The 12581-nt window shown below is 33.0% G+C and carries 11 protein-coding genes, 4 pseudogenes and 1 other annotated feature (1 of these 16 only partly in view); all 15 genes and pseudogenes read right to left on the bottom strand.

Annotation, left to right across the window (positions count from 1 at the left end; genetic code table 11):
• Window positions 1-23: a binding site (T-box leader), on the bottom strand; it reaches 226 nt to the left of the window's first position.
• Between the two features lie 99 nt (window positions 24-122).
• On the bottom strand, window positions 123-479 hold the full coding sequence (locus tag MKY90_RS11025; protein ID WP_029438100.1) for a hypothetical protein: 357 nt from the start codon (window positions 477-479) through the stop codon (window positions 123-125).
• 29 nt (window positions 480-508) lie between these two features.
• Window positions 509-815: pseudogene (locus MKY90_RS11020) on the bottom strand (polymorphic toxin type 15 domain-containing protein).
• Window positions 816-1176: 361 nt separating this feature from the next.
• The gene (locus MKY90_RS11015; protein WP_098167781.1) at window positions 1177-1566 is read right to left on the bottom strand and encodes a hypothetical protein; all 390 of its coding nucleotides are present in this window, start codon (window positions 1564-1566) and stop codon (window positions 1177-1179) included.
• Between the two features lie 38 nt (window positions 1567-1604).
• Window positions 1605-1832: a CdiA family toxin C-terminal domain-containing protein gene (locus MKY90_RS11010; RefSeq protein ID WP_071734040.1), complete on the bottom strand. Its 228-nt coding sequence runs from the start codon at window positions 1830-1832 to the stop codon at window positions 1605-1607.
• A 49-nt stretch (window positions 1833-1881) separates the two neighbouring features.
• Window positions 1882-2172 (bottom strand): annotated as a pseudogene (locus tag MKY90_RS11005) (hypothetical protein); the annotation flags it as partial.
• A gap of 2 nt (window positions 2173-2174) precedes the next feature.
• Entirely contained in the window at window positions 2175-2504 is a 330-nt protein-coding gene (locus MKY90_RS11000) for a hypothetical protein (RefSeq protein ID WP_328068413.1), read from the bottom strand.
• Between the two features lie 483 nt (window positions 2505-2987).
• A complete protein-coding gene (locus tag MKY90_RS10995; protein ID WP_341091340.1) occupies window positions 2988-3332 on the bottom strand; it encodes a DUF2185 domain-containing protein in 345 nt (114 codons plus the stop codon).
• A gap of 1 nt (window position 3333) precedes the next feature.
• Entirely contained in the window at window positions 3334-3861 is a 528-nt protein-coding gene (locus tag MKY90_RS10990; protein WP_341091338.1) for an ankyrin repeat domain-containing protein, read from the bottom strand.
• Between the two features lie 16 nt (window positions 3862-3877).
• Window positions 3878-4072, bottom strand: coding sequence for a GH-E family nuclease (locus tag MKY90_RS10985; RefSeq protein WP_255256110.1), 195 nt, complete (start codon window positions 4070-4072; stop codon window positions 3878-3880).
• Between the two features lie 269 nt (window positions 4073-4341).
• Window positions 4342-5585 (bottom strand): annotated as a pseudogene (locus MKY90_RS10980) (IS110 family transposase).
• Window positions 5586-5741: 156 nt separating this feature from the next.
• On the bottom strand, window positions 5742-6527 hold the full coding sequence (locus tag MKY90_RS10975) for a recombinase family protein (RefSeq protein WP_341093241.1): 786 nt from the start codon (window positions 6525-6527) through the stop codon (window positions 5742-5744).
• A gap of 868 nt (window positions 6528-7395) precedes the next feature.
• A complete protein-coding gene (locus tag MKY90_RS10970) occupies window positions 7396-7773 on the bottom strand; it encodes an immunity 22 family protein (protein ID WP_000414798.1) in 378 nt (125 codons plus the stop codon).
• 13 nt (window positions 7774-7786) lie between these two features.
• Window positions 7787-9178: pseudogene (locus MKY90_RS10965) on the bottom strand (WXG100 family type VII secretion target).
• A gap of 56 nt (window positions 9179-9234) precedes the next feature.
• On the bottom strand, window positions 9235-9672 hold the full coding sequence (locus MKY90_RS10960; protein ID WP_000054422.1) for an SseB family protein: 438 nt from the start codon (window positions 9670-9672) through the stop codon (window positions 9235-9237).
• A gap of 69 nt (window positions 9673-9741) precedes the next feature.
• Entirely contained in the window at window positions 9742-12567 is a 2826-nt protein-coding gene (locus MKY90_RS10955) for a hypothetical protein (protein ID WP_341091335.1), read from the bottom strand.
• Window positions 12568-12581: the final 14 nt, after the last annotated feature.

Raw genomic sequence — 12581 nt, 5'->3', positions numbered from 1 at the left:
CTACTCCTATTCAACACATTTTAATATTTAGAATATATTTTCTTTTGAAATTAATATGAAGTATATCGGTTATATTTATAACTGTCAAGGGATATATTAAAATTTGATGAGAAACCTTTTTATTATCCTTCGTCAGACAAAGCATCATCGTAATCCTGTAATTCTTCCATAATTTCTTTTAACCGGTCAATATTATTTATAAATTCGCCGTAAGAAATTTCTTGGTAATCGAAAATTCCCTCACCGTATTCATCGCTATCAAACATTTTCACTTCCGCACCTAACTTCAACAAGTTATCAACTAATTCCTTTAAATTTTCCATATCATCAATATCATTTGCATCTGTTTCGGCAAAAAAATCTTTGTTTTCAATTTTATTTTTTATCTCTGTAATTCCTAAACCGGTGTACTTTCTTAATGGTACTACACATTTACTAAATAAACCATTAGAGCTTATTTTAATTGCCATTTTACTCATCTATTATTCTCCTTTCCATTAAAATTCTTCTAAATAGTTTGGATTAACAGGTTTACCAGGTGCATTTTTACTATACCTTCCGCCATGCCACCAATTTTCAAATGATTTCCACCAGATACTTGATCAGGATTATGAAGAGCTGCTTGTGTCTTCATCCATTTTTTAGCATTTATTTCAGCTTCTTCTCTAGATAGCCCTTCTCTTCTAAGTTCTTTTGTTTTTTGCTTAATTGTTTTCCCTTTCAGCTTGTTGAGATGCATTTCCTTCTATTGCTCTACCTTTATCAATAAAATGCTCTCGATTTTTCTGGTACTCATATACAGTTAATTCATTCATACCTTTTTCTTAATCCTTTAACTGTCTTGCAAATTTCTCTGAATCGAATTTAGTTTTATAATTAAAGTTCATTTCAATTTCATCAATTCGCGCAACGTTATCTAGCTTCCTCACTTCACCCGTACGCTTATAGTTGTTATCTCACGCTAATTTTTAATTAGGGATTTTTTCAATACACTCAACAAAAGAGATCTCAAATATGAGGTCTCTTTTGTTGAGTCTTCTTCATCTATAACTTCCTCTTTACTTATTCAACATCAGACAATCTTCCTTATTGAAATATAATAAAATCCTAATAAAAACGCGTTCTTCAAAAAGTTATTTTTCTTCCCTTCAAATCTAGTAAAACGGCTATAAGATATTACAAATTTAAGCTACGCTTAACTTGTACTAATAAATCCATTAATCCATTTCTTTCTGGATTTTTTTCCACTTCTTTTTTCACATGTTCTTCCAAATAATTATAAAAATTTTCAAAGTCCAAATACACTTGTTGTTCAGACTCCACAGCTGGAGAATCTAATTCAACTAACACATGCTTATCATCTAAAGGTGTAGGTAGCTGTGACATATCAAATTCATCTAAATCAGACTGAAAATGAACAAATACTATTTCTTGTCCAAACCCCTCTTTTTTTACAAAAAAACTCAAAGCTCTTTCCAAGTACTTACCGTTTATAAAGTTAAAATATATTGACATCAATTCATCGTTTTTCTCTTTATCTTCAATAAATTCAAAATTACTATTCATTTTATCCTCCTATAAATATTGTATCTTATAATATCAGTCTAGAATTGGGAAAAGTTAGTTATCTCCCCAGTATCATTTAAATAACCTCTGAACTTCAATCCATTTGAAGCAGTACCTTCAACAAGCCTACCATTTATTGTTCCCTTTTGCATTGCTTCTTTTCCCCACTGATATATCTTATCATCACTAATCATTGCTGGATCGTATATCGTTTTAGGCTCCTTAATATTTTTATACGAAACAGGTTCTGCAATATTTCCAGCCATATCTTTTCTAGGTATTTTGATTCTATCTCATAAATCCATTTAATTTAATAGTATCAGTTTCATCATCATATTCCCAATACGTAGCTGTTCTTAAAAATATCTTACTGTCACTCATAACTTCAAAATCATAATTTAAATACTTACGAATCAAGTCATCATAAAATCCCACCGAAACCCATTCATTTGTAACATTTACAATATACTTAAGGTTTTCATCTTCAGTTAATACCGCCGTATATGGTTCATGTTTTTGATGGTATGTGTATGCATCACGGTCATCTAGAATATTCCAAGGCTTCTTTTTAATGTCCGACCATTCGTCACAATAATAAATTTTCATAGTCAATTATACACCTTCCCTTTAATATCCCTAATAATAATCCTATTTTTTGTTGCTTCATCAAGAATCGTTTGCGGAATTGGTTTATTTTGAACTGGTACTTCTAATATTAACTCACCTTTAAGTCGCCCCCCTTTGAGAGCGTTAGGATTAAAAGGACCATTTGATATTTTAGAACCTGAAGGATATTTTTTTGTAATTTCATTTAAATAAGTCTTAACTGTTTTTTCTTGCACTTCAATAAGTTGAGTGAATTTTCTCGATACTATTTCCTTATTGTGTGCATATGAGTCAACTACGTATTTTTTACCCCCTACTTCTTTTGCTTCCAACGTAAGCTTAACATCATTCCTTTTAAACATTGGGAATCCTAAAATATCAAGCGGACAAACTATAATATCAATGGTATTACCGATGATATTAATATTATTGAGGAATTGCGAACGAATGTCGGTTTTTGTTGAGAAAATAGGGATGGAAAAGGCGAGATTTTTTATTTAGATTGATTGATTCGAGTACATGTTGGAAACGAGAATGAATGCTTTAGAGCATTTACAGAACTTCTTTACAAGCAACAAATCGAACGAGACATGAGAAAAGCTATCCTTGAAATTCGTAAAAACAAATTAAATAATCTACGAATTGTTGGTAAAAACAATAAAACCATTAACTTAAACAAAGATGATAAATAACTCTTGTCATGAAATAACACTATAAAAAAAGTCAACAGACCACTACGTTCTCCTAACGTCGCTGTTGACTTTTCTTATTTGAAGTGTATTTTTGTCAGTGCCCAAGGAACTCACAAAATAGCATCAATTTCCTTTTACAATTTGACCAATATCTTTCTCATCTTCACTTATTAAATCATAAAATCCTACATGAACCCCTTCTTTATACAACCAACATAGGTCTGTTCCATAGGGAGCATCAAAAATTTCTAACATAACTGGAGCTATTTCTAATATAGAGCTTGCTCCTAATACTTGAAAATTACTAGAATCATTTACATATTCATCATCATCTTCCGAAGAATAAATAGTCCACCCATTTAATTGAGGAATTTCTGATTTTTCCCTAAATGTATAACGTATTGATTTTCCAGCTACAACATTTTTAGAAACAATAAAGCCCCCGTAATCAGAATTATTTACTTTCATATTAACACTCCTCAATAATAGTTAATAAATCATTTCTCCAAGAATACTCTTTAGCATAATCTACACATGATTTTCCAGATTGATCTTTCAAATTATAGTTTGAGCCATTTTTAATAAGTAATTTATACATGTCTTTATTGTCTTCTGTAGACAATTTATTTATCGTAATAGCATACTTCAAGGGGATAGCATTATATTTATCTAAAGCATTGATATTAATCTCATTATCAATAAGTAACCTTGTTATCTCTAATTCATATTCTATTGTTGGACGTAAAACACAAAAATAAAACATATGCAATGCATTCCTTTTATTTTTAGCTGTAGTGTAATTAATATCAATATCCTCTTCTAGCAAAAATTTTATAATCTTAAGTTTTTCACTAGAATTTTTATCATTAATCATTGCCATACACAATAAATTGATATCTAAATCACTATCAATTTGATTAATATCACCATCATAAAATCGTTTAAAATCTTCATAAGTTCCTTCTCTAACCGCATCAAAAATATTTAATATTTTCATTACATCATCTTCCTAACTACTCATATTTATGACTCCTATTTGCAGAAGGCGTTTCTAATCTGAAATTATCTGGGTTAAACTGAAATTCCTTTAATTCTTCAAGAGTAATCTCACCATGTTTATACTTCTCAAACATTTTCTTATAAGAATTTCCTTCTGTATGACCAAAATCTACTTTACCTTTTCGTGGTCGTCCAAGTTTCCAGTCAATTGTCTCACTAGTGTTAGGGTCTCGTAAAATTCCATCTGGGTCTATCTGTTTATTGAGAACATCTTTTTCAAATCCAAGTTTCTTTTCCCCAGATAATTGTGGTCTACCCCTAGGTTTTCCGTTTTTAATATATGGACCATTTTCTAAAGGTCCTGAAAAATCATCTAATTTCTTTACATTAGCTCCACTGGCTATATCACCAACATCACCCGTACCCTATGTTGTAATCTTAAACCCTCACAATAAAAAAACAAACCATGTAAACCTTATTAAACTACTTCTTTTTCTTCCACTACCGGCAATTCATAAGCTGTTTTATATTTCATCATGCCATATACAATGTTTACAAGTCTTCTCATAATACATACCAATGCTTGTCCTTTGGTTTTGCCCTCTTTAAGCTTCTTTTGATAGTATGCATGAAACACTGGGTTTCTAGGTAACTTACTTACTTACTTCCTTTCGCTACTTGCACTTGCTGTACAGCTAAATTATAAAATAAAGCGTGTAACGCCCTGTTTCCTTGTTTGCTTTTATGTGTCTTATCTTTCCCACCAGAACCAAAGTAAACAGGCGCAATCCCCGCAAATCGTGCTAATTTATTGGCATTTAGAAATCGTCTTATATCTCCTATCTCAGCTATTAATGCTGATGCCGTCACAAGTTCTATTCCCGGCATCGTCTCTAATTGATAATCTAGTAGATTTACTAGCTGTTTTAATTCTTTTTCGATGTATTTCATTTCTTTCTTTTTAAACTCAATCTCCCGTACAATACTTCTTACTAAAAAGTCTCGTGTGTCTTGATATTCCTTCATTGTATGTCCATCTTCTTTTACAAGTTTTAATATGTCGCTTGCTTTCTTTACTGAACATGTATTGTTGCTAACATCTAATAAAAAAGCTGTTAATTGCTTTATATTCGCCCCCTCTAAACAAGAGGGTGACGGATATTGCTGCCAAAACGCTAATGCTGTTTTCCCATCTAATTCTGAGAAAAACTTTTTATAACTTGGATAATGATGGTTTAATTGAATATGTAATTGGTTCTTTAATGCACTTTGTGCTTTTACTAATGCATTCCTTCTTGAAACCAGTTGTTGTATTGACCATAATAAATCGTTTGGCTTTGCATCTGGTAATTGATTAAATTTGTTTATCAATATGCGTGCCACACATTCCGCATCCCAACTATCATTTTTGTGTATCATCACTTGGCTTTTTCGTTCTAAAAATGATAAAGCTGGATTTACTTCTTTTACTACCTGTTCGTGATCTACTAAATATTTCGCTAATGCTCTTCCATAACCGCCAACATCTTCTAAACCAAATACAACTGATAAACCATCACTCACATATGTCTCTACTTCTAATAAAAACTTCGAAAATGCAGATGGTTTATTATCAAATTGTATTTCTCCTAATTTTTCTTGCCAACAATTAATCATAACAGCCGTATGATGCTCCTTATGTAAATCTACTCCTACATACAAATAGTTCTGTCTATTATGCATAACTCATCCCTCTATTCAATGATTTAGTCATATATAAAAATGTCGGCAACCTTAGTTCGAGCGTTCATCTTCCGATGCGCATAGGTACGCAAGCCTATCCATTTTTCATCTCTTTAGTAGTATGTATAGTAAAATGAGCTAATTTTTTAAGTGAGTTTATAAAATAATTGCTGCATGTTGTCCTTTTGTTTGTATTTTCCCGTATTTATACATGCCACGATAAAAATTCTCTCTATCTAACATGCGTTTCACTTGTACTTTCGTAAACAACTTTCCTCTCTCAGTACAATACCCTTCCCTATTTAGTCGTTCTGCCAATTGAGTTAGCGACCAATGTTTAAAAAAGTGTCTTAATTCAAATAGTCTACGTACAACTATCGCTTTCTCCGCATCTACCTCTAACACTTTTTGTCCTTTCTTTACTCTATAACCAAACATCACACCGCCCCCCGCATATCCACCTTGTTCTGCTTTCTTCTTTCTACCTCGACTTAGCTTTAATGCAATCTCAAGACGTTGATATTGATCTAATAGCTCTAACATACCATTTACTAAAAAGTCATTTGGGTCATGCGTGTATATACTATAATTTGGTTGTTCAATTGCTTTCACATCTACCTTGTGTTTCTTTAACTCTCGTTGTATTAACACCTTTGCCATATCAGAGCGCCATAACCGAGATGTATTTAGTACAATAACTTTGCGCACTTGATGATATGCCATATCCGACAATAGCTCTTGTGGACCTTCACGTTCAACTGTTAATCCATCTTCATCTACTGTCGCTCCGCTGATTCCTTTATCTTCGTATATGTGAAGCAGTTGTAGTTTATTTTCGATGCAGTACCGTTCAATTTCTTCTACTTGATACGTTAGGCTATACCCTTCACGCACTTGTCCTTCCGTTGAAACTCGTATGTAACCAACTACTCTCTCCCATATTGAGCCCCTTCCCGTTACAGCAATTAAAGTCCCTGTAACGTTTACCCGTTTTTTGCGGATAACGTATGCATAACGTCCATCCGTTAAAACGTACTTTACGATGACTTCAAAAAATAACACAACCCTTTATTTTTCCCTCTACTATCGTCGTACACTGTACATAGCCATTACAATCTATAAAACAACAATAAAAATTTAACACTTAATGCACTTATAAAATTATAATGCTCTTTTAAATTTCTACGCTAAAACGCAAAAAAGCACTTATTGCCTTTAATTGACAATCAAGTGCTTTAAATTCATATGTTTTTAAGTAGCATAAATTTGTAAGTTTTGTAGTACAAGTATGACACCTTTTACATGTCGCAACAAGTGTTACGTTAAAACTTACGAGTTTGTACGAGTTCATTAGTTTAATATACATTCCATATGTCTATATTCATCGCCATGTAAAATGTCATCTCGCCTAAGCTCATACTTCCTTTTCTATTCTATCATTGCACATAGTACTCCATGATGGTACAACCATCATGGAGTACGTATTCTCAAACACCCTATTATTTTTTCTATCCACTTCACATGTACTTTATTTTCCATTCGTATATGTGCTAATGTATATTTAAACTTTAACACCACGAGCTTTTTCATTTTCTTATTTAAAGTATATATCGAGTAGTAAGTGTAGTTGCAATACTTATAAAGTCATTGTAACCAATCCCATGCACTTTTCTTTTTACTATAAGCTTTTAATTTTAACATAAAATTATAAAAACCTTGAGAGGCATATAGCCCATCAAGGTTTCAAATTAATATAAGATTAACGCTCTTCACTATTCAGCAGTTTATTCAAATTTCAATCAAAAAATTACTATTGTAAGTAACTAGTAGAAGTAATATAATCAAAATCCTCAAAAGAGTTAACTAGGTTCTCGTACTCAAAATTGTAAATTAAAATAACAGCGTTATATAACTTATTTACGTTAACATATCCTCTAATTTTAGGTAGTATAATTTCCTCATATGAACACCCCTCTAATAAAGCAGAGATATTATCACTCTTTTCTTCTAATACCGCTTTTTCAATAAAATCCTCATCTGTTTCATCCATATCAATATTGAAATCTACAAAAAATTTAGAAGGTACAGACTCTCCGTCTTCATCGTATGTTAAATTGACGTATTTCTCTAACTGGTTTTGTGTTTTAATATTACCTAACCATATTGAAACCATTCCTTGCTTTTCCATAAATAACACACCCCTATTTTAATCTTAATCCTTCTGGCAATGATGAAATTCCACCCTCTAATCTATAGTAAGCCCAATTATTAAGTCTTCTAATAAATGTGTTATAGTCATTTGATGTATCAATAATTGCCAATAATTCATTATGTGCTTTTGTAGAACCTAATCCTCCATGAACGCCTTTAGGATTTACAAATTTAACATCAGATATTGCTGTTCTTAAATCTTTAATTTTTTCAGCACTTATATCCCAAAACTTGAATTGTGGAGCCCTCGATACTAAATGCCATTCATGTAAACCACCAGGTTCTCTAAGCTGACGTTCAATTTTCTTTCTAATCTTTTTATCTTTCCATAATCCATCCAATTCTGCACTAGAAAGAGAATTAAAGAAATCATTAAATTTGCCACTTTTTGCAGTCGGGATATCTTCTGTAGTTAATTTAGATATATTCTCTATCTTACTACCTTCACCCGTACCCTTAACACCCTTCTCTCCAACACTTTTCATATACTGATAAGCATCTTTCAGAGAATGCTGTCCCATCTCTCGGACCATTCCTACTCCAGGCATGACGTAGGCTTTTCCTAAACCTGGGATCCATTTGTACTCCAGTAATGTTTTTACTGCGTACTGAATCTTTTCATTCCCCTGCAAGAAAGTTGTTTTTACGGTTGTGGCACCTTTGTTCCATAAGCTTCCGATTTTGTCGGCAAAGCCTTTTGCTGTGGAGGCTACGAAGTTTACACCCTCTTTTACTTTGTGGGTGGCTGTTTTTATGCCATCGGCAGCTGCTTTTCCAGCTTTTCCAGCCACCATTGTTATGCCTTCGCCTAGTCCTTTTCCTGCTTTTACAATTGTCTTCCCGAAGCTAGAGGCGACATACTTTATTCCTTTTCCAGCAAGACTCGCGACTTTTCCAACAGGAACAAAGTTTAGGAGTGTCCATCCTGCAGCGATGAGTCTTTCTTTTGTTGATAATTCTTTTCCTGTAATTGGGTCTTTACCGGTAACTGCACGAATTGCATCATTCACTCCGATGAATTCAGCTGCTCCTTCTATTCCTTTTTCTCACCACGATTTTTCATGTTTCTTTTCTTTTTTATGGGTTTCTTTCAATTTTTCAGTTTGTTTCTTTTGATATTCTTCATCTGCTTGACGAAACTTTTGAGCGATACGCCGTAATTCTTTTTCTGTAACCTGTAAGTTACTTATGTAAGATTCCATGAGTCTCATTGATCTCATATATTCCCCATAAAAATGCTGACTCGTCGCTCCTTGCCATTGCATTTGAATACTAAACATGGATTGATTGAGATTTTGTTGTATATTCTGGCTGTGTGTTTGCATCTCTGATATATTTTTGGCAATTTGTTCGAGTTGTTCAGGTTTGACCTTAATTTCCAAACCTTCTCCCACCTTCCTCTATTTTATACCAAAAATGAATAGAACTGCATCAAATTTTACTTATCCCCTTTAGAAAAAACATCAAAAATACTATTATCACAAATCGCTTCAATTTCTTCCTTTACAAATAATTTTTGAAATTTTGTTCCTGGATTTAATATTACATTTGCCTCTAAATCTATCGTCTTTAATAATTCAACTGCATTCATAGAGACGTATGGACATTCTTCTGGAATAACCATTTCTAAATGTTTCAAATCAGAATACAGTGGTAACATTAATCCTTCTTCCATTTCAAAATAATGAATTTGCAATTGTGTATTTTCAGTTGAAATCAAATTCCCTTCTTCATCTACAGTTGTATCTCCCTCTACAGAAGCAACAACGTACAAATTTGATTTCTGTAATATCTCATAAAAACGAACTCTTTTTTCTTCATTCTGTAAAGCTTCCACTAACGCCTCATCTAATGGGCAAATTTCTAGTAAACTCATTAACTTTCACTCCTTATTTGGAATAAATTTCGCCATCTTACCCTAGGTAAGATGGCGAAATTTATTCCTTTATTTTTTAGTAGCATTTTTTATCGCTTGTAGTCCATCATTTGCTTGGCTACGAACATCCTGCGGAACATGTTTATAATCTGCACGGCTTACAAATTCAAAATACTGATATGCAGTATTTAAATCATTTCCCTTTAATTTATTTTGCCCCACTTTAACCATTTCCTCTGCAATTTGTCTTATTTTCGCTTTACTTTGTTCATTTGCATATCCATTTTCAATAGCTGTATTTGCATAAGCTAATGCTGTTGCAATATCTTTCACATTTAAGCTATTACCATATTTCGCGAACGATTGACTTGCTACATTGAAATCATTCAAGTAATCAATAGAATTTCTAATTACGTCTTGGAAGCCAAGTCCTTGCGCACCAGGCGTTGTATACATTAATCGGTATAAATTCATAGCTCTTGCAGGATCAGACACTTCAAATCCACGTGCTTTATTTAATAACTTATTAAAAATGTTACTCATATCTCCTGCGTCAGCTATACCACGTTCATAAGCTTGTCCATAATAATATAATGCATTCAATTGACTAGCTTCATCACTCTTACTATTTTCATAACTTGCTAAATTCAACAACTGAATACCTTCTAATTTCTTCGTTGCTTCCTTTATTTTCTCATTGAATCTTGTATCATCCACTATAGCTGGTGAAATATCTTTTAAATATACAATTAATTCAAGGGATGGTTGAACAGATTTTTTAACTTCACTTTGCCATCCAGAATTACCCTTTAAATTATTCCATTGCTCCATAGTTTGATTCCAAAGGAAGTTTGTATTTGTTTGTAATTTTTCAAATGCATGAGCATGTTTATTTTTATTACGAATAGAGTTCGCCATATATAATACAGCGTTATAATAATCTTTCTCTGCTAATGCCTGATCTGCCTTTACTTCTAACATTACAGGTAAAGATAACGATTTTGCCTCTTCTCTCTGCTCAGCAACTACATTTTTAACATTTAAGATAAAGTGATAATTTTGTAATGCCATTTCTGCAGATGTCTCTTCTGCTTTTGATTGTGTTAATAAGTTCTCAACTGCATTTTTCAATTGATCCTTCAATGTGTTTTGTTCTTCACCTTTTGTCTGATCAATGTATTGATCTGCTAGTACAATTGCTTCTTTCCACTTCACTTCGTTCATATACGCTGTTACCTGTTCAATCGCCCATTGTCCAGGTGTTTTTACTTTATCTTGCTTTTTACCATCTTTATTATCTTTTTGTTCCTCATTCTTTTTATCTTCTTTATTATTTTGTACTTCTTCTTGTTTTGCATTTTCTTTATTCGTTTGGATTTCTTCTTGTTTTACATCTTCTTTATTTGTTTTTGATTCTTCTGGCTTCGAATTTTCTTTATTCTCTTGTTTTTCTTCACCTTTTGAATTTTTAACTTCATTTTCAGTCGTTGGTTTTCCTGCTACATTTTTATCTTTTTCTTTTCCTTGATTTAAAACTGGCACAGTTGGAACTTCAACTTTTCCTTGTACCATTTGTTCCAATTCATTTTCAAGCATTTGATTAAAAATAGCTTGCACTCGATCGTAAGCCTGCTTTTGCAAGTCTTCATCTACGCCTTGTAATACGGAAGTTAATAAATAATATTTACTTAAAGCTGCATTTACATCTCGTTTTTCTTCATTAAGTGCAACTTTAAAAATATCTTTAGACAGCTTTTCTATAACATCTTGCTTATTTTTTTTAAAGTATTCAAATTCTTGGTCATTAAAAGCAGGCTCTTGATATAAAGTTAATTGATTTCGAATATAAAATAGTTGCTCATATTTTGAACTAGCTACTTTTTCAAATTGAGCGGAATCTTGTGCTGCTAACAATAATGCTGCTTTATTTGCTTCTGTTGGTGAAGAACTAACTTGAGAAATAAGCTGTAAATCATTACGATTCTCTATATTTTTCATACCATCAATTAGTTTCAAATGATTTTGTGCCTTATAAAACTCCCCAAAAAATACTGCACTAGATTTCTCTCCATTTGCTGTATACCATTCTACAAGAATATCACCCGTTTTTGGTGATACTGTAATTGTTGGGTATGTTGGTTCTGGATCTGGTTTTGGTTTTTCTGTTCCAGTTCCTTCTGTTCCGGTTCCTCCTGTTCCAGTTCCTCCTGTTCCAGTTCCTTCTGTTCCGGTTCCTCCTGTTCCAGTTCCTCCTGTTCCAGTTCCTCCTGTTCCAGTTCCTCCTGTTCCAGTTCCTTCTGTTCCAGTTCCTCCTGTTCCAGTTCCTTCTGTTCCAGTTCCTCCTGTTCCAGTTCCTCCTGTTCCAGTCCCTTCTGTTCCAGTTCCTTCTGTTCCAGTCCCTTCTGTTCCAGTTTTAGTTTTTGGCGGTTCTACAGTAGGTGTAGGTAATTGAACATTATCATTATTTTTAACTGGCTCCACCACAGGCCCCCCCATATTCGTTGGCAACTCTGGCTTTTGTGGCATTGGTGCGTCTGACAATTTAATCTGCGGATCTTTCTTTTCCACCAACACATCATCTGGCTTATACGTCATTGGTGTAATTGGTGATTTATTATTTCCGATTAGGTCTGCTAAATTAACAGTTGGTTTTTCGCCAGGTTTTTCATCTTTTTTTGCAGGATCACCAACTAAATTTGGGAACATAGACTGTAAGTTGCTTCCTGTAATACGATCATCTTTTTTCTCTTCTGTATTACTTGCTAGTTTTACAGTTTCTCTTCCCGCTGTGCTAAAGCCTTTGTCATACACAAGATATCCTGACGTTCCAAATAAAGCTACCGACATTACTGATATAGCAACTTTTTTACCTAAATTATTATTGTTCTCTTCCATGCGTGTTCCCCTTT

Source organism: Bacillus sp. FSL P2-0099 (genome assembly GCF_038007445.1).
Classification (GTDB): domain Bacteria; phylum Bacillota; class Bacilli; order Bacillales; family Bacillaceae_G; genus Bacillus_A; species Bacillus_A mycoides.
This window is presented reverse-complemented; position numbering and strand designations above follow the sequence as displayed.